Source organism: Sporolactobacillus sp. BBK16-2 (assembly GCF_059878335.1).
In genome coordinates this window covers 2,684,320-2,708,618 of sequence record NZ_CM187611.1, presented here as the reverse complement: position 1 = coordinate 2,708,618, position 24,299 = coordinate 2,684,320, and the positions used below count along the sequence as shown (strand labels likewise).

At 42.9% G+C, this 24,299-nt stretch carries 24 protein-coding genes; 10 read left to right on the top strand and 14 right to left on the bottom strand.

All coding sequences use genetic code 11. The annotated features are described in order from the left end of the window. The first annotated feature begins 84 nt into the window (after window positions 1-84). A complete protein-coding gene (locus AC6F33_RS13385; RefSeq protein ID WP_370646115.1) occupies window positions 85-162 on the top strand; it encodes a putative holin-like toxin in 78 nt (25 codons plus the stop codon). 190 nt (window positions 163-352) lie between these two features. Here the strand turns inward: AC6F33_RS13385 and AC6F33_RS13380 are convergent, their stop codons facing one another. The 7 genes from AC6F33_RS13380 to AC6F33_RS13350 form a co-directional block, all read right to left on the bottom strand. After that, window positions 353-751: a (deoxy)nucleoside triphosphate pyrophosphohydrolase gene (locus AC6F33_RS13380; RefSeq protein ID WP_500777264.1), complete on the bottom strand. Its 399-nt coding sequence runs from the start codon at window positions 749-751 to the stop codon at window positions 353-355. 113 nt (window positions 752-864) lie between these two features. Further along, window positions 865-1,377, bottom strand: a complete 513-nt coding sequence (locus AC6F33_RS13375) for a shikimate kinase (protein WP_255748914.1) — start codon at window positions 1,375-1,377, stop codon at window positions 865-867. A 3-nt stretch (window positions 1,378-1,380) separates the two neighbouring features. Continuing rightward, complete coding sequence (locus AC6F33_RS13370) at window positions 1,381-2,493, bottom strand: prephenate dehydrogenase (protein WP_255748912.1); 1,113 nt, start codon at window positions 2,491-2,493, stop codon at window positions 1,381-1,383. Further along, window positions 2,490-3,800, bottom strand: a complete 1,311-nt coding sequence (gene aroA / locus AC6F33_RS13365) for a 3-phosphoshikimate 1-carboxyvinyltransferase (RefSeq protein ID WP_500777263.1) — start codon at window positions 3,798-3,800, stop codon at window positions 2,490-2,492. Before aroA ends, AC6F33_RS13370 begins: the two co-directional genes overlap by 4 nt. A gap of 4 nt (window positions 3,801-3,804) precedes the next feature. Further along, window positions 3,805-4,359, bottom strand: coding sequence for a hypothetical protein (locus AC6F33_RS13360; protein ID WP_500777262.1), 555 nt, complete (start codon window positions 4,357-4,359; stop codon window positions 3,805-3,807). 7 nt (window positions 4,360-4,366) lie between these two features. Beyond that, window positions 4,367-5,533, bottom strand: a complete 1,167-nt coding sequence (gene aroC / locus AC6F33_RS13355) for a chorismate synthase (RefSeq protein ID WP_500777261.1) — start codon at window positions 5,531-5,533, stop codon at window positions 4,367-4,369. After that, window positions 5,530-7,005, bottom strand: coding sequence for an MFS transporter (locus tag AC6F33_RS13350; RefSeq protein ID WP_500777260.1), 1,476 nt, complete (start codon window positions 7,003-7,005; stop codon window positions 5,530-5,532). Before AC6F33_RS13350 ends, aroC begins: the two co-directional genes overlap by 4 nt. 455 nt (window positions 7,006-7,460) lie before the next feature. On the opposite strand from AC6F33_RS13350, the gene AC6F33_RS13345 reads away from it, so the two are divergent. Beyond that, a complete protein-coding gene (locus AC6F33_RS13345; protein WP_500777259.1) occupies window positions 7,461-7,931 on the top strand; it encodes a MarR family winged helix-turn-helix transcriptional regulator in 471 nt (156 codons plus the stop codon). Beyond that, window positions 7,931-8,758 carry a hypothetical protein gene (locus AC6F33_RS13340; RefSeq protein WP_500777258.1) on the top strand — a complete coding sequence of 276 codons (828 nt, stop codon included), beginning with the start codon at window positions 7,931-7,933 and terminating at the stop codon, window positions 8,756-8,758. Before AC6F33_RS13345 ends, AC6F33_RS13340 begins: the two co-directional genes overlap by 1 nt. Before the next feature lie 60 nt (window positions 8,759-8,818). On the opposite strand, the gene AC6F33_RS13335 is transcribed toward AC6F33_RS13340, so the two are convergent. Next, window positions 8,819-9,748 (bottom strand): VanW family protein, encoded by a 930-nt coding sequence (locus AC6F33_RS13335; protein ID WP_500777257.1) that lies wholly within the window; start codon window positions 9,746-9,748, stop codon window positions 8,819-8,821. A 50-nt stretch (window positions 9,749-9,798) separates the two neighbouring features. Then, window positions 9,799-11,253 (bottom strand): aminotransferase-like domain-containing protein, encoded by a 1,455-nt coding sequence (locus tag AC6F33_RS13330; RefSeq protein ID WP_500777256.1) that lies wholly within the window; start codon window positions 11,251-11,253, stop codon window positions 9,799-9,801. A gap of 99 nt (window positions 11,254-11,352) precedes the next feature. On the opposite strand from AC6F33_RS13330, the gene AC6F33_RS13325 reads away from it, so the two are divergent. From AC6F33_RS13325 to AC6F33_RS13310, 4 genes are all read left to right on the top strand, one after another. Then, window positions 11,353-11,961 (top strand): FMN-binding negative transcriptional regulator, encoded by a 609-nt coding sequence (locus AC6F33_RS13325; RefSeq protein ID WP_500778165.1) that lies wholly within the window; start codon window positions 11,353-11,355, stop codon window positions 11,959-11,961. 405 nt (window positions 11,962-12,366) lie between these two features. After that, window positions 12,367-14,658, top strand: coding sequence for a tetratricopeptide repeat protein (locus AC6F33_RS13320; protein ID WP_500777255.1), 2,292 nt, complete (start codon window positions 12,367-12,369; stop codon window positions 14,656-14,658). A gap of 316 nt (window positions 14,659-14,974) precedes the next feature. Beyond that, window positions 14,975-16,159, top strand: a complete 1,185-nt coding sequence (locus tag AC6F33_RS13315; RefSeq protein ID WP_500777254.1) for a GGDEF domain-containing protein — start codon at window positions 14,975-14,977, stop codon at window positions 16,157-16,159. An 83-nt stretch (window positions 16,160-16,242) separates the two neighbouring features. Beyond that, window positions 16,243-16,743, top strand: a complete 501-nt coding sequence (locus AC6F33_RS13310) for a hypothetical protein (protein WP_500777253.1) — start codon at window positions 16,243-16,245, stop codon at window positions 16,741-16,743. Here the strand turns inward: AC6F33_RS13310 and AC6F33_RS13305 are convergent. Beyond that, complete coding sequence (locus tag AC6F33_RS13305; RefSeq protein ID WP_500777252.1) at window positions 16,738-17,343, bottom strand: DedA family protein; 606 nt, start codon at window positions 17,341-17,343, stop codon at window positions 16,738-16,740. The two genes, AC6F33_RS13310 and AC6F33_RS13305, sit on opposite strands and share 6 nt — an antisense overlap. A 198-nt stretch (window positions 17,344-17,541) precedes the next feature. Between AC6F33_RS13305 and AC6F33_RS13300 the strand changes: the two genes are divergently transcribed. The 3 genes from AC6F33_RS13300 to AC6F33_RS13290 all read left to right on the top strand — a co-directional run bounded on the left by AC6F33_RS13300 (window position 17,542) and on the right by AC6F33_RS13290 (window position 20,234). Continuing rightward, complete coding sequence (locus AC6F33_RS13300; protein WP_500777251.1) at window positions 17,542-18,597, top strand: agmatine deiminase family protein; 1,056 nt, start codon at window positions 17,542-17,544, stop codon at window positions 18,595-18,597. Then, the gene (aguB, locus tag AC6F33_RS13295) at window positions 18,594-19,469 is read left to right on the top strand and encodes an N-carbamoylputrescine amidase (protein ID WP_500777250.1); all 876 of its coding nucleotides are present in this window, start codon (window positions 18,594-18,596) and stop codon (window positions 19,467-19,469) included. Before AC6F33_RS13300 ends, aguB begins: the two co-directional genes overlap by 4 nt. Before the next feature lie 120 nt (window positions 19,470-19,589). Beyond that, complete coding sequence (locus AC6F33_RS13290; RefSeq protein WP_500777249.1) at window positions 19,590-20,234, top strand: AAA family ATPase; 645 nt, start codon at window positions 19,590-19,592, stop codon at window positions 20,232-20,234. A 35-nt stretch (window positions 20,235-20,269) separates the two neighbouring features. Here the strand turns inward: AC6F33_RS13290 and AC6F33_RS13285 are convergent, their stop codons facing one another. Genes AC6F33_RS13285 through AC6F33_RS13270 form a run of 4 tightly spaced genes read right to left on the bottom strand, consistent with a single transcriptional unit; the run spans window position 20,270 to window position 24,076 of the window. Further along, window positions 20,270-20,872: a response regulator transcription factor gene (locus tag AC6F33_RS13285; protein ID WP_500777248.1), complete on the bottom strand. Its 603-nt coding sequence runs from the start codon at window positions 20,870-20,872 to the stop codon at window positions 20,270-20,272. Then, on the bottom strand, window positions 20,844-22,967 hold the full coding sequence (locus AC6F33_RS13280) for a sensor histidine kinase (protein ID WP_500777247.1): 2,124 nt from the start codon (window positions 22,965-22,967) through the stop codon (window positions 20,844-20,846). The genes AC6F33_RS13285 and AC6F33_RS13280 overlap by 29 nt, the downstream gene beginning before the upstream one ends. Then, window positions 22,954-23,901 (bottom strand): polyprenyl synthetase family protein, encoded by a 948-nt coding sequence (locus tag AC6F33_RS13275; RefSeq protein WP_500777246.1) that lies wholly within the window; start codon window positions 23,899-23,901, stop codon window positions 22,954-22,956. The genes AC6F33_RS13280 and AC6F33_RS13275 overlap by 14 nt, the downstream gene beginning before the upstream one ends. 1 nt (window position 23,902) lies before the next feature. Then, window positions 23,903-24,076, bottom strand: a complete 174-nt coding sequence (locus AC6F33_RS13270; RefSeq protein WP_500777245.1) for a hypothetical protein — start codon at window positions 24,074-24,076, stop codon at window positions 23,903-23,905. Window positions 24,077-24,299: the final 223 nt, after the last annotated feature.

Here is a 24,299-nt window from a genome sequence, read left to right as displayed (position 1 = left end):
CTATTAATCTGTTATAATTTGGTAAGGTAATAGATGAAGTATGTGAGTGGATCGGTGACGCCCTGATGATTGGGGGTGGCGCTTATGACAACATTTCAAGTACTGACACTCATGATTTCCTTTGGAATGTTAGTGCTGATGTTGTCAAGAAACAAAAAATGATCCGTCTCATATCTCTCCACAGATAGCTGAAACGGATCATTTCAATTGATTCAGTTCATGCACTGATTCCGCTCAATGCGGATATTGCCTAGCTCAAGCCGTCCGAGGTGATTGCGTCACTTCGGACGGTATTATTTTACGTATTTCCTGTCTTTATTATACACATTTTTCGAATAAAATAAAAAGACTATTACATGCTCTCTTTTACAAGTCGTTCCACTGTTGCGACATCGGCCGGTGCCCATTTTAGCGAATCAAGATTTTCTCTTTTTAACCAAATGAGCTTGGAATGTTCATGTGCGGTTGGGAACCCCTCTACAAGTTTGCATGTAATGGCAGTCAAATCAATGGAGAATGTATCGTAGTCGTGATGACTGGTGAGGAAAATTTCTTTAGCCTCGATGGAGCATTTCAGTTCTTCTCTGATTTCGCGTTCAATAGCTTCTGCAGGTGTTTCGCCATCTTGGATCTTGCCGCCGGGAAATTCCCAGTGGTTTGAGATCGACATTTTTGGCGAACGCAGAGCACACAGAATTTCCTTATTCGCGTTTTCTAGTATTGCGGCAACAACAGATAAAGTCTTGCGCATCAAATCACCTCAAATCAAATTCGTACATGTGCGATTATACACCTTTCTCATCATGAAAATGAATGGTGCAACGAAAAGCGATGCAACGTTACCCCGATTAAATGACGCATTTCTCATTGAACAGACGCAGTGATACTTTTCAAAATCGTACGGACGATTTCTGACGGCTCTTTATGATCGGTAGTCAACTTAATTGTTGATGACTGCTCATAGGCATTTTCTCTTTCGTGATGAAGCTCAATCAGCTTCTTCTGGTCCAGTGATTGAAAAAGCGGTCTGCTTTGATCCCCTTGTAGGCGATTGTTAATCACTTCTGGAGATGCTTTTAAATACACGACAGGGATGCATGAATTTATTAATAAACGGCGATTGATGGAGCGCACCGGAGTACCTCCGCCGGTGGAAAGAATGCCTTCACGTTTGAACGCTTCGGCAAGCATTTCCGATTCCAATGAACGAAAGTATGCTTCACCATGGTCCGCAAAAATTTGATTAATTGTTTTTCCCTCATGCGCGACAATGAGTGCATCTAAATCGAGATGGGGGCAGTTCAGACGCTCTGCCAAGAGTTGTCCGATGGTTGTTTTGCCGCTTCCCATAAAACCGACGAGTATGCTGTGTACCATTTCTTATTCACCCCTTACTACGGACAGTCCATGCTGCTTAAGTTCACATGTCGCATCCGCAAGATCATTTTGGTTGGAAAAGGACAACTGAAGAATGCCATTAATTTCTTCTCTGATTTCCAAAATATGAATGTTGATTAAGTTAATTTTTGCTTCTGCCAAAACCCGTGTCACTTCGGCGACTGAACCCACCCGGTCGGGAATGTTGACAAATAAATCATAGAAATTAGGTGCATAGCTGGAAGCTTGGGCATTGATGCTGTCTCTAGTAATTTTGGCACGTTGAAAGTAGTTTTGAATGGCATGGCGATCTGATGAATGGAGCGCTTCTTTGACATGTTTCAAAAGCTTGCTGAACGTGTCGATTTTGTCAATGAGTGTCTGACGATTGCTTAAGAGTATGTCTGTCCACATGTCCGGATCGGAGGACGCGATCCGTGTGATGCTTCGAAAACCGCCGGCAGCTAGTTTTAAAGATAAAGTTGAGCTGCTGAATTCCTTTTGCGCCATGTTGACTAATCCTGAAGCGATAATATGCGGCAAATGGCTGATCTGAGCGACAATTTGGTCATGCTGCTGCGCCGAAACAAGTTGCCATTTGACATTCAATTCTGAGAGTAATGCCTGCAGTTCACCCACTGCTTTTTGTGCATGTTGATCGGTGAGCGTATCGGAAATTAAGAAGTAGTAAGCGCTCTGAAAAAGATCAGCCCTCGCTGCCGTAATGTTTGTTTTATGTGAACCGGCCATTGGGTGTCCGCCGATAAAAAGAATACCCTGATCAACAAATACGGATGCTTTAGCCATGATCTTCTTTTTTGTACTGCCGACATCAGTAATGATGACTTCCGGCTTCAGCTGCATCTGTGCCAGCTGCTCCATGTGTTTTAGGATGATGGAGACCGGTGCTGCTAAAAGAATGATGTCTGCTTTTTCGGCACAGCCTTGCAGCTGTGTAAAGCCGTCATCAATGATCCCTTTTTCTTTTGCGTGCGTCAATGAACGGTGATTGATGTCGACACCGATGATTTTATGCTCCGGCCACTGCTGCCTAATCGCTAAGGCGATGGAGCCGCCGATGAGCCCCAAGCCGTCGATGACAATTGTTTTCATCATAAAGCAGCCCTGCTTGATGGAATGAGTTGATTCAGATCAGCGAAGAAATCGGGATAGGAGATATTGATTGCTGATTCATTGGCGAGGGTCAGATCGCTTTTAACAAGTAAGGCAGCTACTGCCAGCATCATGCCAATTCGATGATCTCCGTGCGAGTCCACCTGATCGGTTTCCTGCGGAGCAAGTCGTGTTCCGCCTTGAATGATCATCCCGTCAGGAAGTTCCGTAATTTCTGCGCCAAGCGTTCGTAGTTCGGCAGCCACAACGGTGATACGATCTGTTTCTTTAACGCGCAGTTCTTCAGCTCCGGTTATTTTCGTTGTTCCCTCAGCCTGAGTCGCCAAGAGAGCGATCAGAGGCAGTTCATCAATGACGCTTGGAATGTCATCGCTCGTAATCTCAATCGCACGCAGAGACGCACTCCGTATGTGCAGGTCACCTGAAGGTTCTGCATGAGTTGAACGATTCTGAATGGTGATATTCGCTCCCATTCGCTTCAGGACACGAAGAAAACCGGTACGGGTCGGGTTCAGTCCGACATTATGGAGCGTAATCGCACTGTGCGGCACGAGGGTGCCAGCAGCAATGAAAAATGCGGCCGATGACAGATCTCCAGGTACCCTAATGGGCTGACCGATAAGCTTCGGTTTTCCAGCTACCTTTAGTGTCAGCCCTTGCTTTTCAATTTGTCCGCCGAATGCGCTTAGCATAAGTTCGGTATGATCGCGAGTTTGCTGCTTTTCAATAATGGTTGATGTCTTGTTTGCACACAGTCCTGCTAAGATCAGCGCACTTTTTACCTGAGCGCTGGCGACCGGCAGGCGGTAGTCAACGGGATTGAGATTCGGTGAACCGTAAACCGTGATTGGCAATCTTCCGTCCTCCGTCACTTTGAACCGCGCGCCTAGTTGGCTGAGCGGTTCGGTGACCCGTTTCATGGGTCGCCTGCTTAGTGACTGGTCGCCAAATAATTCTGTGGTGAAGGGCTGCCCACTCAATAATCCGAGCATCAGCCGCGTTGTGGTTCCTGAGTTGCCCATATTCAACGCATGGTTTGGCTGCCGAAGTCCATTTAATCCGACGCCATGCACGAGAACATGATCTTTTGTCCGTTCAATCGATACGCCCATATCCCCAAATGCCTGCATGGTTCTCAGGCAGTCCTCAGAGGAAAGAAAATGAGTGATTTCCGTGTCGCCGGTGCTGATTGCACCGAAAATGATGCTTCGATGGGAAATACTTTTATCTCCCGGAACCTCAAGTGCGCCTTGAAGTCCTTGCTTCTGATTTGTTCTTAGGGTTTTCATATGATCACCTGTTTTTTTTCAAGATTTGATAGAGACACCAGACCATGTCCGGCGTGTAGGTGCGTTCAATACGTTCATCGTTGCCCAATTGGACATTTTTTTGGTTGGTAATGACATAGCGAGCCTGAGCAGTCCTGTAGTTCTGATACGCCAAATACTTACTGTCGGTATAATGAATCACAGCTTCATCTTGAATGGAGCATAAATAATTCTTCATCAAGGCTGCGGTTGACGGATGCGTATAGGCAGCATCCATAGTTGATCTTAAGCGCCGAATCAGGACGAGCGGATCAAGTGCATAACGAAAGCAGGTGACAAGCTTCATTTGATCCAAGTAGGTATAGTGAATGTCCGCCCAATCAAGATGTTCATGACATGACTTAAAAGCAGTGGGGATCATAAAATAATCGCCCTGATAGTCATTGAAATGTTCAATAATACGTTCGAAACAATCATGGAGTTCAATCCGGATGTCGCCAGGATGCGTGCTTTGATAGTGCTGCGCGGCACGGTAACTGTCCGTTGCTTCAGGTCCCAGAGTATGAATAATCACCGGCATGGTCTCCTCAATATTTTTTCAACTCATCGCAATAATCGCGATATTGTTTTTTTAAACGTTCCATGCTCGCGCAATCAAAGGTTTCCAAAATGATTTTGCACAGCTCGATTGCGACAACGGCTTCAATGACAAGCGATGCCGGAACAATGGCTGTAACATCAGAGCGTTCGATACTGGCTTTATGTTTTTCTTTTGTATCAATCGCGACACTGTGCAACGGCTTGTAAAGCGTAGGGATCGGCTTCATGGCTGCGTTAATAATCAGTGGCATTCCATTTGTCATACCGCCTTCAAATCCGCCGAGATGATCGCTGCTTCGGTACCAGCCTTGATCTTGATCCCAATAGATAGGATCCATCACTTGACTGCCTGGTTTTGTACCCAAGTCAAAACCGTCGCCAAAGCTCACATCTTTGAACGCATTAATACCGATAACTGCCGCCGCAATTTTGGCATCCAGTTTCTCGTTCCATGAAGTATAGCTCCCCAGTCCGGCCGGGACATTTTTGGCAATGACACGGACGATTCCTCCCAACGTGTCTCCTGCCTTTTTGGCTTGATCAATAAACGTATGAATCGGCTCAACCTTATCTTGATTGACGATACGAAGATCATTGCGGCTGATTTCCTGTTCAATTTGATCAGGAGTTAAAAGCTGGTCACTATCAGCTTCAATGGGACCAATTTGTCGAACATAACCGGCGATTTGGATGCCCAGCTCATTCAGAAGCTGCGTACAGACAGCGCCAATGGCAACGCGCATCGCTGTTTCGCGGGCGGATGAGCGCTCAAGCACATTGCGCAGATCCCGGTGTCCGTATTTCATGCCGCCAACCAGATCAGCATGACCGGGACGCGGGTTTTTCACTTCACGCAGGTTCGTTTCCGGATCGGGCTTATTGACCGGATTCATAATTTCACTCCAGTGTTTGTGATCAATGTTGGTTATGGTTAATGTGATCGGTGAACCCAAGGTGATACTGTGGCGCACGCCGGAGGTGATCTTGACTTGGTCTTTTTCGATCTTCTGGCGATAACCGCGCCCGTAGCCTTTTTGCCGTTCACTTAGTTTCTGATTAATCTTCTCAATGGATAAGTGAAGTCCGGCTGGGAACCCTTCAATAATTCCGGTTAATTGCGGACCATGCGACTCTCCTGCTGTAAAATAAATCATTTAACTCTTCCTTTCTCCTGCAAGTTCGTTTGACATTGCTTTGAATTTGTTAAGATGGTTTGGAAAATTTCCTGGTAATGGTCACGATTCTCATGATCTTTTACGCGCTGATCAATCCTCGAGATAATTTCTTTTTCCCGAAAAGGATCTAAGACTTGCTGGCCTTGATTCATCTTTTTCATTCCGATTGATTTGGCAAGTTTGAATCGCCATTGAAGTAGTTTAAGAATCCAGTAATCGATAAAATTGATTTGGCTGCGCTCCGTCTCATAACCCGTTTGGTCATTTGAAAGAGAGAGTAGTCGATGACCGATGATCCAGAGAACTAAAGAAAACGACGCGATCACAAGGTCGCTGCGCAAGGCGTAGGCTGTTCCACTCGTAGACAGCATGCCGGTAAAAATGGGCACTGTGAATGATGCGATACTTCCGAAAGAAAAAAAGATGGCCGTAACACGCCCTTTAGCGTGAGGAAACATGGAGCTGAATATAGTCAAACCGACCTGCATAATGCCTCCCGCTGCCGTGACACCGAAGAAAAAAGATGCGACGGTGACCGCTAAATGGTTGAGTGAAAAAGAAACGGTTAAAAGAAAGAGCAGCGAGAGACCGTTCATAATGACCATTAGTGTGCCCTCTTTGATCAGCGCGCTTTTTAAAATAGTGAAGACCAGCAAAACGCCGACAATCGATCCAATGCTGTAAAGCGACAGCAGAAAGTGCGCCTGCATATTGCTCATATGCAATACATCAATTCCGTAGAGCGTGATCCATTGGGTAAAGAGAATCATCAAGGCCATTGAGGTGTAACCATATAAAGATAAAATGGTGACTAAACCGATCTTTGCTTTTGACAGCTTCCCATTAGAAAATAAATGATGCTGTTCGGTTTTCTCAGGCTTTGCTTGCAGTGGAAATTGCGATTGGCTGATCAGCACGGCATTGATCAGTAGGAGTGCAGCCGCAAAGATAAAGCTTAATCCGTACCAGCCGCCCAGATTTTCATTCAGGCCGATGTATAGAGGCAGAACAAACTCTCCAATTGACATCGCAGCTTTAATGAGGATGCTCGCCGCTCCATTGTTGCGGTTCATTTCCAAGAAGGTTGGATAGGTTCCCGAATCGAGTGCCGAGTTCGCCACTCCGGCGAGGATTGCAAGCAGGTAAGCGACTTTAAAATCTTTGGTCAAAAGGATTCCGATGAAAAAGATGGAGTAGCTGATCATCCCGAAGAGAATAATTTTTTTTCGACCGTAGCGGTCTGACAAGCTGCCAAGAAAATAGTAGGCGAGCAGTCGACCAACTCCGACTCCGGAAATAACGTAGGATACGGTTGCGATCGATGTGCCCCATTCGCTGCTGAGCGGCCTCATATTTTGCGTTAAAATTAATAGTCCGATACCATGAACGAAATAGTTCAGGTACAAAGAAATACTTAGTCTGAGTTTGTTTGATTTCGTCATTGTGTTCATGCCCCATTTCCTCCCAAAAAAGTGTAAAAAAATAACCAGTCAGATGATTAATCTAACTGGTTACGAATTTCCGTCAGGAAAATAAAAAGGTCCGGATTGTAATGGCAACCAATTAGATTTAATCTTGCGCATCTAGTTGGTCAGACCAAAACAGCTTCCCAACTCTAGATACTTACGCGTTTGCGTTCGTATCCAGAGCGGATACGAACTATCTAAAGTAGTAATAGAAGCCATTAAAGTATGATTGAGCCAATTGCAACTTTTTCATTTTATTTTTCCTCTCGATTAGGTTAGATACCATTTAATCACTGTCATCTGCTTTTGTCAAATACTGTTTTTAATTGCTAAATCTTTTTTCAAATTGGGGATTGTGATTGACCACTTGTAAGAAATGAAAAGGTAATGTATTATCTAAATGGATAATACATTACCTTTTTTTGTATAGGAGAAGAAAAATGCAGTTTAAAAAAATTGATTCTATGCCTGATCAGCAGTTCTTGTTTGGCTTTATTTTTGTCGCGGCGAACCGGATTGATACGCTGCTTCAACATGAATTTAAACGATTTGATGTGACGACAAAGCAATGGTTTTTGTCCGTTGTCATTGACAACCTGTTTGACGAGGCGCCGACCATTAAAGAGGCGGCAAGGGGAATGGGAAGTTCACATCAAAATGTGAAACAGATTGCTCTGAAACTGGAGGAGAAGGGGCTGCTTGTTCTTGAAAAAGATCAAAATGACGCGCGCGTGACTCGTCTTAAGCTGACTAAGCACAGCATGGATTTTTGGAGTGATTTGAGAAATGAGGGACTCGTATTTACTCAAGCATTATTCAAAGGAGTAATTGATGAAGATATACACACAGCAAGAAGAGTCATGAGACAAGTATTCAAGAATTTGTTCGAGATGGAACAGGGGGAACAATAATGAAACAAACGGATAAAGGCATTTTGTTCTTCACAGTGCCTGTAGTTATTTTAATGGTGATCACCTCGTGCTTCGGCATCTTGCATTCAGCTACTTATGCAAAAGAGACCAGTGCTTGGTATGCGCAGACAATTGGCCAAGATTTTTCGAATCTGTTTGTTGTAGCTCCATTGTTATTCTTTTCCTCTTTTTTTGCTTCGAAAGGGAGCAGAGTCGGCATTCTTATCTGGCTTGGAGCAATGATTACCAATATTTATTCTTTTGTGATCTACTGCTTTGCGCTTCACTTTAATTCCTTGTTTCTTTTTTATTGTGTAATCCTTGGTTTGTCCATCTATTCTGTCTTGTATTTCTTTTACAGGAATATAAAGGTTTCTTTTAAGTCTTGGTTTGGAAAACTTGTCCCTGTAAAATCAGTTGGAATTTTTCTTATTATGATTGCTTTGGTATTTGCAATGGTGTGGCTGTCGGATGCACTGCCGGCAATACTGACGGACAAGACGCCTGAGAGTATCACAAAAGCAGGACTTTTATCAAATCCGGTGCACGCACTTGATTTTTCGTTTTATTTACCGCTTATGATTCTGGCCGGAGTCCTTCTCATTAAGAAGAGATCGATTGGGTACATCTTAGCTCCGCCAATGATTCTTTTCGCGGCAATGACGGCAATGAATATCGTTTCGCTTATGATTGTCTCCATGTGGTTTCTAAAAGTGAATACTTTGCCACCGATTATCATTTTCTCTGGCTTGACCTTGACTTGTCTCTTTTTCTTTTCGGCGATGCTGCGACAGTTAGAGAAGGAAGAACAGCGTACGCTTAGTTAGGCTGCAGGATCACCATATGCTGTCTAGGCATAAAGTTTCTGTAGCGTTACTTGTACCACTTCAAGGCTTGCTTGAATGCAGGCTTTCTTTTTCCAAGTGAACTTCTTTAGGGAGATGCGTGGAGGCGCTCGGTACTTTGCGCGGCGCGACATTGATCATGTCGGATGAATACAGCGCGAAGGAGATGCTGCCGCCATATTTATGTGCGCGGATCAGGATTGGCTGGTTGTATGTATTCTTAAAGCGAAAATCCGGCCCATACCAGCTGACAGTGGCGTCACGTCCGGATGGAACATATGGGACACGGCGGCTGTGGGAATAACGTTCCACAATCTTGAGCCTTGCACGATCGGCAGCATTAAAAAGGGTGGAGGATACTTGGCAGATCCCGCCACCTACTCCCTCGGAAAATTCCCCGCGGACGATGATCGGTGCGGAGCGATAGCCCTTCTGTTTTGTTCGCATGCCGACCGTCTGATTGAACGAGAATATCTCGTTAGGGAAGACGACATGGTTGTCGAGGGCCTTCGCTGCCAAATCAATATTGTGCGCACGACTTTCATTCCCTGCATTAAAAAAGGTGGCATAGCTGCTGATTCGCTGCACGCGAATGTGGGCGAGCAGTTCCGCATCTACCTTTGGATAATCCTTAATTAACGGGGCGTGCATTGTTGCATGGCCATGGCCATAATAATAGCGATAAAAATGGTTTTTGAATGCGGAACGATACAGCTTATGTCCATTTTTCCCCGGAACAATGGCACCTTGCTCATTAATTTTAGCGTTCACCGGTGCCTGATCGACCTTTTGAGCAATGTGATCGATTAAATGATCGTATTTGTCTTGATTTAGAAGAGAAGCAAATGGATAGGTAAACTCTGTTCGATTAACCGTGGCAATCGTGTCTCCGTGGTACATAATTGATAAATTGCCATTAATGTTTTGTGGTTGAGACAAGAGCAGAATACCCGCCAAGATCAGTAGTCGCATAGTGAACGCACCTCCCGAGGTTAGTATGAACGCTTTTCTGCTTTTTAGCCTCAATCATCTGCCGGAGAGGACTGCTTAATCGCTTTAATAAAGCGCAGGACTCCTTCGGTTATATTTTCCACTTGATTGCAGGCAAAGCTCAGGCGCACAAATCGAGGATGGGCACCATACACGGTTCTGGGCACAATGAGCACGCCTTCCTTGATACATGCCTCAAGAAGCTTTGTGTCGGAAATATGCGGCATGCAGCGACACCACAAATGATAACCGCCTTTTGGCACCGTGAAGTTGAGTATTTCCCCACAATGGGTAGACAAGACGTCAACCATTGCTCTTCTTCGCTGCTCAAGCAAATGCCTCAGCCGTTCAACCTGCCTCTCCCACGTGTTCGAGCACAGATAATGTTCAGCGATTTGTTGCGTTATGATGTCTGAACCATGATCCATTTGATACTTGGCTTCACGAAGCCGTTTCAGCACAGGTTCGGGTGCGACGATCCATCCGATACGCAGTCCTGGTGCAACGGTTTTTGACAAACTCCCGATATAGATAACACGTTCGTGTGAGACGTCTAGAGAAAATAATGGTTGCGGACTTTGAGTTTCATCACTCAGCTCGAGCGAACGATAAGCATCGTCTTCAACAATGGGCACACGCCACTTTTCACAAATGGCGAGCACTTCTTTTCTTCGGCTTTCAGTTAACGTTCGTCCGGTCGGATTTTGATACGTTGGATTTAAAAAAAGCATCTTAATCGAACGCTTACTGAGCAAATGCTCCAGTTCACCAGGAATGAGTCCCTCTTCATCCATCTGCACCCCGTACATACGTAGTCCGGCCGAATGGAACAGGGGCAATGAATAAAAATAAGAAGGACTTTCAACAGCGATTGCCTCGCCGGGATTTAAGAGGCATTGGGTAATGAGCAGCAGCGCCTGCTGCGCACCTGAAGTTACCAGGATACCATCCGGATCGGTGTTCATTTTAAATTGTGTGTCCATGAATTGATGAAGCGCTGTTCTAAGCGGTTCATAGCCGTTAGGATCGGGATAACCAAGCGAACCGTTGAATGGAAGCTCTTTGCAGATCTGTTTAAGTATTGAAATGGGGTAATCCTCTTGAGTCAGTTCGCTGGATGACAAATTGATCCCCAATTTTTGCTGCTTTGCTTCAGCGAGCCGTTGCACAATTGGCAGTGTCGGAAGAAAGGTTCCGCCATTCGCATAGTCCTGCCAGTTTGGGAGATGAAGTGGACGCACGCCCCATTGTTCCTGAGTGACACAAGTCCCGCTTCCCTTAATTGATGTCACAATGCCGCAAGAACGCAAAAGGTCGTAGGCATGAACCACTGTCGTACGATTGACACCGATCTGTATGGCCAACTTTCGTTCTGCAGGGAGTTTATCCCCTGGGCGAAGGATTCCTTTCAGTATGTCCTGCTCAAAATGACGGGCAATTTGCTGATAAACAGGCAGTCGATTTGTGTTGTCCGGATGAAAGGTCATAACAGTCTCCTCGTTAAATTGGATGGCCTTTTAAGGATCCAATTGGATGTTTTCATTAGAATAGCATAGTTCTATTCTTTCTGTAAGAGGTGATTGATGATGTATCGTCCAAAGCATTTTACGATGACTGATGAAAACGCTATGTTCTCAGTCGTTGAGAAAAACAGTTTTGCCACTTTGATTTCCGTGCAGGAAGGTGGGCTGTGCGCCACACATTTACCCTTGATTTTGGACCGGAAGGCAGGTGTGCTGTACGGACATTTTGCGCGAGCAAATACACAATGGAAAAGCATTGCCGCACAGGAGGCACTTGCCATATTTCATGGACCGCATTGCTACATATCTCCTTCATGGTATGAAACTGAGCAGGCGGTGCCGACTTGGAACTATGTGGCGGTGCACGTTTATGGGAAGGTAGAGATCATCAGTGATCCTACTGAAATCATGACTGTGATGAAACTAATGACGATGAACTATGAAGATGAGCACCGGCCATATCGTGTTGATGAAGTTTCACCTGCGATGATCAGCGGACTTTTAAGAGGAATCGTTGCTTTCAAAGTGTCTATTGATCGAATGGAAGGAAAATGCAAGCTGAGCCAAAATCATTCTCAAGAGAGGAGAAAACGAGTGGTCGACCACTTAAAAAAGAGTCCTCATGAAGCAGAACATTTGATTGCTGAGTTGATGGAAGAAGATTTGAACTAAGTCCCAGGTCTCAAATTATGTCTCAGGAACGTATTGACGAAGTCATAATGGTTCAAGAGACTAATTTTTTCACCCATGTGCTGTGCATATCGGGTGCTTTTTTTGTTTGGGCAGAAGTTGATCATGTTTTAATTTACATTAAATAAATTTTATCGTAAGCTTACTAATAAAATGAACTATTGCTATTTTCTGAAAATAACGGAATATACGTCATTAGATGTGCTGCTTATGCCTAGCATAGCGATCAACATGGAATGGATCAGGCGGTTGGTCCGATAGTTTCTCTCACATCATCCCATTAAAATGATAGTGTTCATCCTTTTGTGCGTGAAAGATTCACACGGCCCTGAATAGATCAACATGTGTACAGTTTAGCCAAAATTAAATGAAAAAGAGGAGACATTTATGGAAAACAAGTCTGAAAGCTCTATGGCAGTAGATGTCGCAATTGATGACGAATCAAGGCTGTCTATTTCGGTGCAGGTTGCAAGTACATTAACAAGCTGGAGACAAAGGCGTCATCGTGTGATTAACATTCAACTTTTTCAAAATCCGGGAAACCTGCCTTTGCACGCGGCTGATCAACCGGAAAGTTCGGAATTTCGAAATGAAGATGGGGAGCTGGACTTTTCCTTACCGCTTCGTCAAGAAAAGCAATCCATAAGTATTCCACAGGCGGCAATGCCATCATTCACGTATGGCGATTTGATCAATCTCAGAATTAGTTTGGAAAATAAAGTAACCGGAGAAGTGCTCAGTTATGAATCCGTAGATTTTCTGGTAACGAAAAGCGGTTTGCTTGATTTTTTTTCGCATCAGCGTATGCGTGATTATCTCAAAACCGAGCAGCGGACAGAGGTTCAATTGGCTAAAATTGATTATTGGATCAGCAGGAATGCGGATAATGATAAAGTGGTGAACATGGGAGTCGCTCTTCTAAAAGAGCTGGGAACGCACGGTTCCTATGAAGCGGCAGATAGGCTTGCAGAACTGTACAGCGACAGTCGCTTTACGATCCATAATAAAAGTGAAGCTGAAAAATGGAAGAATCATTCAATAAAAAACCTGCCAAAAAAAAGCGAGACGCAAGCACAGTCTGACACGACTAAGAAATTGCCTGCTCAAATCAGTGATGAGTCTTCGTTAAAAACATGTGAAAAATGGGCGGAAAACGGCGACAAGGAAGCTCAGTTTATGATTTATGCATACAGCTGCCTGCCTGAAGGATCTTCGTACAATGGCAGCCGTGCTTTTACCTATGTGAAAGCAGCAGCGGAAAGCGGATTTGATAAGGCGGTCAGAGCTTTGGCAGGCGCGTACGAGAAGAATTTGATCTTTATTTCAATTGAGGACGCGCAAGAATATTTAGGCATTCTGAAGATGGCAGCAAAGAAAAAGCAGTCTCTTGCGGAGTATTTACTTTTTCGTATTTCATACGAAGGCCAATGCTTAGGTCAACCGGTGGAGGGAAACAGAAAGGATGCTTATGCATGGCTGCTTTCCTCCGCGGAGCATGGCGGTATTAATGCTGCCTTTGATCTATGGCACTATTTTGAACAGGGAAATGAGTTTTTAATGGACCAAGAAAAAGCGCTAAAATGGCTGATCTTTGCCGCGGATCATGGCCTTGCAAAAGCAAAGACGCGACTTGGGGATCTTTACATAGATGGACATTATTTGGACAAGGATGATCATAAAGGAATTGCTTATCTAAAAGAAGCATCTGATCAGAAAGATTGGGAAGCTCAGATGAAGCAATATGAAGGCTTTTATGAGGGACGCTACAAAGATATTCTATGCGAAAAGAATCAGACAAAGGCACTTAAACTGTTAAAGTCCTTTGCTCAGTCAGGAAATCCAAGAGCATGTGTTTTGATTATGGATAAATATGAACAGGGCAATGAGATGATGATGGACCACCGTGAAGCAGTAACTTACTTAAGAGCTGCTGCTAAGAGTGGCGATGCACCAGCAATGTACAGGTACGCTAATGTGCTGCTCGACGGATTTTATGTTTCTGCTGATTTGGCCGAAGCAAAGCACTTAATTGAAACATCGGCAGCGCTGAATTATCCAGAAGCACAATTTGCGCTGTATCACTACTATTTTTCCGGATATAAGTCATTACGTAATGATAAAATCAATAAAGAACGCGCCTATCAATGGCTGTTAAAGGCTGCAAGAACATTGCCTTCTGCACAATACGAGCTATGGGTGCTCAGCAAAAAGGACAGTGCAGAAGATCGGATCATTACAGACAAGCGCGCAGTTGAATATCTCTTCCGCAGCGCCGCACAAAAATACAGCCCTGCTCTATTTCAGATTGGTATGGCATTCGGATCCGGTTCTGATATCGAACCCAATCCGGAGCGCGGCTTGTGTCTTATTGAAGAGGCAGCAGGTCTTCATCATCCGGAAGCAGTCTACGAACTTGCACAGATTCGTCTGCGCGGTTCGTTCGGTGGACAAGAAGTAGCAAAGGACGAAAATCAAGGCCTGCATCTTCTTTTATTATCCGCAGAACTCGGCTATCCGCTCGCTTGTAAACAAGTAGGAGAATGGTATGCGAAGGGACTGCTTTCAAACGAATCCGAATTGTGGGTTCGGCAGATTGTTCAAGCAGCGATTGATGCCGGACTTACTTTGGATGAGCACGCATCGCCTCTATTGAAGCAGGAGGCTGCGAGTACTGAATGAAACAGTGCGAAGATGCCATTAAAAAAGCCATTTAAACAGGTTTCCTATATGGGAACCTGTATTTTTTTGCAGTAAATGAAATCTTACTCACTGATCTTTGGTTAAGTGAAGGCAGGTTTGCACAAAATTGATAAGAGAAAAGGATATGGTTTCATTGATTTACTTTGATTGAAACATCAATAAATGAATTTTGTTGTCCGCTTTCTAGGGGTCAATTCACTTCTTTTTTTAAATTCCTGTCAATTTATATAATAATTCGACTAGATTTGATAAAATAAGTGCACAACCTTGATGCAACGGATGAGGATGATCGGTCGTGAATATATTGCTTGATATGAAAATGTATTTATCATTCATTATTAGTGGGAATTTAGTCACTGTGGCGTTGATTGGTGCCTATTTGTGGCACCATCGCGATGATGAGACGTTAAATACATTCTTCTTTGGAAAATGTATCCAATTGGTGGCGTGGATTGTTGCTGTTTTTCGCAGCGGCACATTTGACCTTGTCGCTATTTCACTTGCGAACAGTCTCTTGTTCGTCGGTTATGCACTGGACGCAGTTGCTTTACTCAAACTGACACGATCCTATGGAAAAAGTTCTTATCGAACTTGTCTTTGGATTACAATCTTAAGCATCCTTGGATTCAATTTGATCTTGATTTTTTATAATCAATTTAATCTGCGGGTAGTTTTTGCTTCCTTGAGTCTGGCAGCGTTACTCGTTCTCCCCATATATCGTATGGTTCAAGGTAAGAATCATTCACTGCTGATGCATTTGATGGGCTACCTTTATCTTGCACTTCTGGGCTCTTTTCTAGGAAGAGCAATGATGGTGCTATTTATGTATCATGCACTTGAACCAGGCACTTTAAGTGCGTCTTTTATTTACGGTTTCACTTTTATTATGCTTAATTTGTCAATGATTTTAGGCGGTACCGGTTTCATCTTACTCCTAAAGGAAATGACAGACAGAGAACTTGTGCGTCTCGCTAATTATGATGATTTGACACAGACGCTCAATCGTCGCGCTTTTTTTGCACGGACAAAACAGTATCTTGAACAATACACAAAGAAACAGCAGAAGCTTTCTTTCTTGCTATTTGATGTCGACCAATTTAAATGCATCAACGATACTCACGGGCATGATGTCGGTGACCGTGTACTTCGCGATCTGTCGCGACGTATTTATGGATTAATGGAGACGGACCAGCTGTTGAGCAGGTTTGGCGGCGATGAATTCGCCATATTAATGCCCGGAATGGATGAGGAACAGTCTGCAGTCTCGGCTGAGCGGATAAGGTCAGAAATCGCAAACGCTGAAATTGATCTTCTTGATAAAACGCTGCGCTATACTATCAGTATTGGTCTGCTTACGATTCGCCCCAATCGTTTTACAGACGTAGAAAATCTTTATATTTCCTGTGATAATGCTTTATATGACGCCAAGAAAAATGGGAAAAACAGTGTGCACCGTGGGCAATATCAGGATGAACTTTAATTAAATTTTACTTTTTTCCGAATGAAAAATTGCTGCACTTCTGATACTAGTCATAAATGTTTAGTTGAAGGAGTGTTTTTTCTATGTCTTTAATTTTGGGAAGATTGGATTTAGAGGCAAGAGGAGTGTGGTATCCAATTTCATTTTCAGCATTTGTCGTTCTATTTATTTTGTTCATGAAAAAAAGGCACGTAACCTGGAGGCAGATTTACGCGACATTTGGTGTAATTTGTTCTCTTTCTTGGATTATGGATATTACCTCAGCAATTTATTTTGATGCCTTTCGTTACGGGACGGATCATGGTATCGGTATTGCCGATCTAATATCAATAACATTCATTCCCTCGGGGCTCGCGATTATCTACCTTAATTATCGGACGCAGTCAAATAAATGGTTGTTGCTTATTCTGTTTACACTGTTGTCGCTAGGTATTGAGTTCATTACGATTCAAGTTAATTATTTTCATCTTATTCATTGGAAACTATATTATTCAGTAATCATGTACCTTATCGTTTACGGGTGTTTGCTGCCGTTACATAAACGCGTGATTGAAAATGGATTTTCTTCTTACCCGCATTTATGATCTTCTTTTTTTGATCCAATAAATAAGTACTGCTGCAACAGCAATTAAGATCAGCACATACGTCACGTGCGAATACACATCCATCCATTCAAGGACCTTGTCCCATGATTTTCCGAGCGAAGAGCCGAGCAGGACTAAGATGGTATTCCAAATAAGTGTACCGGATGCCGTGATCAGGAGGAAATACAGCAGATTCATTTTCGCCATACCAGCAGGAATGGAAATCAGACTTCGGATCAAGGGAATCATCCGACAAAAGAACACTGCCGGGTAGCCGTGACGCTCGAACCAGCTGCTCGCTTTTGTGAGATCCCCCGATTTAAGACGCAGAACATGCCCCCAACGTGCAACGATTCGTTCCAATCGCTCAATGCTCAAGAAACGTCCTATGGCATATAGTACGGCCGCACCGGTAACTGAACCAAGAGTCGCAAAAAAAATGACTAGAGGTGCGGTCAAGCGCGAATGAGTGGTCATAAAACCACCAAACGTAAGAATGACTTCTGAAGGGATTGGAGGAAAAACATTCTCCAAAAAAATCATAAAAAAGATTCCTGCATAGCCATGCTGTTCCATAAATTGTACGATCCAATCCTGCATGAATGCTCCTCACTTCCATTGATGGATGGGGTAATCTAAAAAAGTTAACATCTCTCAACACAATGCCCTAAACTGTGTGACACTATACCGTTTGCGGCGTTTCACCAAAACGCAATGAATCAAAGAATACTGCTATTTATCGGCAGTAATTTTATGATAACATACTGATAAGAACAACATTAATGATACGAGGTAACTATGAATCCGAAAACATTGAATTATAAAATGCCTGCGGAGTGGGCGACTCACGAGCGCACGTTTCTATCATGGCCGGTACGGGAGTCGATGTGCTTTCCAAACGACTACGAGCGTGTCTGCCTTGGCTATGCAGGCTTCATTGAGGCGATCGCTGATTTTGAACCGGTTACTGTACTGGTCAATCCCAATGAACAGAATTTCGTAAATACGTTTGTCAATCAATCTCGCTTTCAGTTCGAGCAATTTGTTTTGCCGCATAATGATTCGTGGCTGCGCGACAACGGTCCGACATTTGTTCAGGATACACAGGGGAATTTAGCAGGAATTAATTGGCATTTTAATGCCTGGGGTGAAAAATATCAGCCTTGGGACTTAGACGATAAGGTGGCTCATGTGCTCCTTGACGACTTACAGGTGCGTCGATTTGATGCACCGCTCGTCATGGAAGGCGGATCCTTCCATGTGGATGGGGAGGGAACCTTGCTGACGACGGAGCAATGCCTGCTCAATGCGAATCGAAATCCTGCGATGAATCGTGATCAGATTGAGCAGAGTCTGCAGGAGTATTTAAATATAAGTAAGGTCATTTGGTTGAAAAATGGTTTGTCCGGTGATGAGACGGATGGACATGTAGACAACATCGCTTGTTTTGCGGCACCAGGAAAAGTTCTGATCCAATGCTGCGATGATCCGGAAGATGATAATTATCTGATTACAAAAGAAAATATCGCACGTCTAGAAAAGGCGGTTGATGCCCAGGGAAGACGGCTTGAAATTATTCGCATACCGCAGCCGCCGGCTCGTTTTTACCAAGGTATGCGATTAACTCTGAGTTATCTTAACTTTTATTTTGTAAATAACGGCATTATCCTTCCTGTATTCGGAGGGAATGCGGATAAAACAGATAGACAGGCAGCATCGATTCTTGCGGAGATGTTTCCTGACCGAACCATCCGAACGGTTGACGGTATGGCGATTATCCGTGAAGGCGGCAATGTTCATTGCAGCACGCAGCAAATGCCGAAAACGAAAGAAGCAGGTGAAGTGAAGTTATGAGAAAAGTTAAGGTTGCAGCAACGCAAATGAGCTGCTCTTGGACGATTGATGAGAACCTCAGTAAGGCTGAAAAATTGGTACGCCGAGCAGCAGCACAAGGTGCGCAAGTCATTCTGCTTCAGGAGCTTTTTGAAACACCATACTTCTGCCAAAAAGAGAAGACTGAGTATTATTCGCTGGCGAAATCACTTGGCGAAAGCCGTGCAGTGGCACACTTCAAGAAGTTAGCTCAGGAACTCGGAGTGGTACTCCCGATCAGCTTTTATGAACGGAAAAATAATGCATTGTACAATGCGCTGGCAATGATCGATGCAGATGGAACCGTGCTCGGCACTTATCGAAAAAGTCATATTCCCGATGGACCGGGTTACGAAGAAAAGTTTTATTTTAATCCGGGCGATACCGGGTTCAAGGTGTGGGACACGCGTTTCGGAAAAATCGGTGTGGGTATTTGCTGGGATCAGTGGTTTCCGGAATCTGCACGTTGCATGACTTTAATGGGTGCGGAGCTGCTTTTTTATCCGACGGCAATCGGAACAGAGCCGTATGATGCGACTATTGATTCTAAGGATCATTGGCAAGCGTGTATGCTTGGCCACGCAGCGTCAAACCTGGTCCCGGTCATCGCATCCAATCGAGTTGGCACCGAAACAGATGAAGACTCCAAGATCACTTTTTACGGCTCCTCTTTTATTGCCGGACCGCAAGGCAACAAGATTTGTGAAGCAGATCGAGCAAGCGAAACGACCTTGGTCGCTGAATTTGATTTGGACAAGCTTCAGGAGCAAAGGTTTGAATGGGGCATTTTTCGTGATCGCAGACCGGAGCTGTACCGGATTCTGACATCGAATGACGGGGATCAGAGCATTTAGTGGAGATGAAGAGATAAACGAGGAAGGGTTCAAATGGCAGGCAAACTCTAAATAAAAGGCTTTCGAATCGACCATCATGCACCGGAATATGCAGACAGTTATCTATCGAAAATTGCAGCTTTGCGCCATCTTTATGACTTCTCTTTTCATCGCCCGGTAACCTTTTTTGTAGGGGAAAACGGATCGGGAAAATCAACAATTTTGGAAGCATTGGCCGTTAACTTGGGATTTAATGCTGAAGGCGGATCGAAGAATTTCACTTTTTCTACCAGCATGACACACTCAGATTTATATAAAGCCGTGCGTGTCATCAAGGGGCCGGATCATCCTAAGGACGGTTTTTTCTTGAGAGCGGAGAGCTTTTACAATCTTGCATCTAACGTTGATGAAATAGGTGATCCGATTTTTTTAGAACAGTACGGTGGGAAATCGTTGCATCAGCAATCCCATGGAGAAAGCTTTCTTTCACTCATGCTGCATCGATTTCGCGGTCACGGTGTTTATATACTAGACGAGCCTGAAGCGGCTTTATCTCCTACAAAATTGATGACAATGCTCGTAAGAATTAAGGAATTGGTGAATCAGCAATCACAGCTGATCATTGCCACTCATTCACCTATGTTGATGGCTTATCCCAATGCGGATATCTATTTTATATCAAATGAGGGTGTTAAGAAGACTCGTTATGAGGATACGGAGCACTATAATGTGATGCGTCATTTTTTGGAGGATCCGCAGAAAATGCTGCATTATTTGCTGGATTAGAAATGGAAAATTGAATCTTATTCAAGTTGGCCTGCTTAAAGGTTGAGCAGGCCCTTTTTAATTGCATTGACAACGGCGCCAACACGAGAATCAGCGCCTAATTTTTGGATTATAGATGATATATGGTATTCAACGGTCCGTTTGCTGACGGACAGTTTTTGACTGATTTCATTAGTTGTCATATCTTCAGCAATTAGTTTTAATATATCAAGCTCTTTGGAGGTTAACGATTCACATGGAGTTTCCGGCTTAAGCCTTGGAAATACCTTTTCCCCGTGAAAGACTTGGCGGATAACCTTTGCAAGTCGTGAATTCGATTCTTCTTTGGTGACATAGGCATCCGCTCCCGCCTGTTTTGCTGCTTCAATATACTCGTCATATTGATAACCGGAGAGGATGATAATCTTAAGCGGCGTACCCTTTTTCCTAATATTTTTCGTCACGTCAATGCCGTTCGTGTTCTTAAGACGTACATCAAGTACAAGAACATCGGACGGTTTTGTATTGATTGTCGCTATTAGATTCATCGGATCAGGCAGCGTGTCAACGACGTGAAAATCTGGCTCCTTCTCAAGTAATTCCTTGAGGCCCATAAGCATAAGCAGATGATCATCCACTAAGATGATGTTGATTGTCACGTTCATCATTCCAATCTAGGGGCAGTGTGATATTGATTGTTGTTCCATTTCCCGATGACGATTGTATGTCGAAAAGTCCATGCATCAAATCGACGCTTTTCTGTACCGAGAGCAATCCGATATGGCCGGAGGCAGTGCTTAACATGTTGGTCAGATTAAACCCTTTTCCATGGTCGCTTACTATGATCAGCAGGTAATAATCCGTACACTTAAGGGAAACTGAGACAACAGGAATCGACGCATGTTTGATCGAATTGTGGAGCAGCTCCTTAACCATGCGAAAGGCTGCAAGCTCAATTCTCTTCGGAATTATTTTCATTCCGAGATCAAAACTTGTATCAACGATTACATTATAGTTGTTTTGCAGTCTCTTTTTCAGCGCCTGAACACTTTGCTGCAATCCGAGATCTTCTACAATGAATGGATGCAATTCGCGCGACTTTTCCCTAATTTCATAAATGGTGTTTAAGAGTGATTCCTTGATTTCTCTGTAGGCAGCCTGATCAATTTTATGCGAATGATGCAGACCATCGATCCTATTTTCTAATAGTATAACATTTTGAAGAATCTCGTCGTGCAGAAAAATGGATAAATCCCGTCTGCTTTCGTCAATGGAATTCATGAGCAATTGATTAAAATGCTCATGAGAGTATGACAGACTTCTTGTTTTCTCAAGCTCAGTATCCATCTGAGAAAGCACTTCAGAGCTGTTTAACAGATTAAGAGCATCGGCACAAATTCCATCAATCAATGCAAACTCATTTTTTTCAAAGCGTGTTCCGTTCTTTTTCTGACCAAGAAAAATCCATCCTTTGATGCTTTCTTGATCCGATAACGAAAGGATGGTTACATCCATTTTTTTCTGAATCGTCTCTTTTGTATCTGAGTTTAGGCTGTTCAAAATTTTAAGTGTCAACGATCCTTTTGAAAAAATCCCGGTTTGATAATAAATCTTTGGAATTTGGTTTTGCTTCCACACGAGGCAGGCACCATTAATTACGATTGTTTGCTGAATGAGATTAACAATTAACCGTGCGCAGGAGGTTAGATGCTGCCCGTTTAAAACCTGCTGCATGATTCGATGCGTTTCTCTTTTAATTTCTTGGGTTTTATCAACCTTGTGACGATAGGAGCGTGAACTGAAAAATTGATTGAATCCAATGAAAATGATGATGGCAGCAGACATTAACAGATTGATGCGAAAAAATAGATCCAGATGATCCTGAAAAAATAAAAACAATAAGTTGTTTGTTAAAATTAAAGAAAGGATAATGATGCCTGTTTTCGATAGAAGCGTCATAAATTTTATACGAATATCGATGATCTCTTGACGCGTCAGCATGTAGGTAACTGAGATTGGGAAAATGATGACACTTATTAAACTATAATAAAAAGGAATATGATTTTCTGAAGCAAAGAAGATATACGGGATCAGACTCAAGAAAATAACCGGAAAAAAGGAAAGACAGAAAGAAGCAATGAGAATATAGAGCTGATTCTTGACCTTTGCAGAATTGGATTTCAGCATTAAGCTGATTAAAACAATACAGAGTACAAGTGATGTACAAATAACAAGGATAAATAAATATCGAGACAGTCTTGCAAATGAATTATGAAATTGCTGAAAAATTGTAGTGAAAAAATAGATTATTGAAAAGCAGAAAACAATATTTTTTAAAGTTACAAAAAGCAACCTGAACAGCTTAGGCTTTGTTGTTGAGGGGAAAAAAAGAAAAAATTGTAAGAGACAAATGGGCGTAAAGAGCCCGGAGATCACCTCTAGCGGCTGGGCAACCATGTTATTGACGCCGGAAGGAATTGCAGAAGTGACTGCAATTCCGGCCACATACATTAAATAGAAGAATTGCTTTGTAATGACTGAATGAGGTTTTAATCTATAACAATAGATACCGCTGCATACAAAAAAGAATCCAATAGAGGAAAGAATAATGAGCTGATCTAGTTGAGGAATCGGATCTGCATCAATTTTACTGAAATTAGTTTGGAATTGAAACGAATATACGTAATACACAGTGAGAAAAATGAATAACACAAATAATGAATAAGAAATTAGTTTCGCCTTAATGATCATCATCTCCGAGAAACTTTATCAGGTCTATATAGTGCATTTTATTAGTACTTGTTTCTTGTTTTTTCTTCAAAAGAAGTAAGGCTTTGTTTAAATAAAATTCAGAAAGAATATCGCAATATTTAATTGCGCCCGTCTTTTTTATATAGGAACGAATAATTGGCAGCAAATCTCGGCTTTCTCTTAAATTCTTGGTTGTCAGCATCATTAAAAGCCATCCGTCATCCTTTGTTTGACTAGCTTCAATCGCTTTAATCAAAGGTAATGTGGCTTTTTTATCCACAAGATCATTTTTCGTATCGTCAAAGAGATCTCGCGCGTCATTACTGATTTGTCCCGAAAACCCTATGCAATCTGCAATCTTAGTCCAAAATGCGAGTTCTTCATGTGGCACATTTAAATGAAAAACTAAACGAGTCAATGATACCGATTTGCGACTGATTTGCGCAAAGTATTCTTTCTCAGTCGGTACGTGTTTCCTGCTAATACAGAAGGACAAATCCCTGATCTGTCCTTGAGCCGCTTCTCGTAATTGCTCTACCACATTTAAAAATAATTGAGGATTTTTATACTGACTGACGATGTGCAATCCTTCCATTAAAAGCACGCTCGATAAGCTTACGGCTTGGGGAGCAGTAAGTTTTGTCAAAATCTCCCCATTGGAATCCTGGTCTGCTAAATCATCAAGAATATCGGTAGCAAGAACAATAAGTTCAATGGCAGCGGAACAAGCAATCTTGGAATCATTTTGCTTATCGGTTGATTCAAAAAGTGAGGCAGTATAATAATAGAACTCTGCCCAAGTGAAACTTGATCTAACATTAAAAATCTTCCCTTTTAGACGCAAAAGAGAAGAAATCAGATCCTTCGTGGCACTATTAAGTTCACACTCTGAGAAATGGTTGATTAAAAAATTTTTTATGCTTTCTCTGTTTTGCATTTTACATCCATTCAATCGGTCCGCTCGCAGGTAACTCGCTTATTTGACTCATATGCTTGGTAAAAATTGAGGATACATCCGAATCCAAATCTGCACCTGCAACTGCCAACTCTGCATTGCCTACATGCGCCTTATCGACAAATTCCTGTACTAATGCCCACAATTTTTCATTCATTGCTCAAACACCTCCAAAATTTGTCTTACATATAGTGATAATTCGACTTATGAAGCACAACTCCTTTAAAAAATTTAAAATAATAATTTGAAATAATTGCGGAAAATACGGATTCCAAAATAATATGAATTGGGTATATTAGGCATAGGGGAGAAATATATCAATGGGTATGTTCAAGTAGAAAAAGAACAATTTGGTAAAAAGAAAAAGAATTTACTTATTC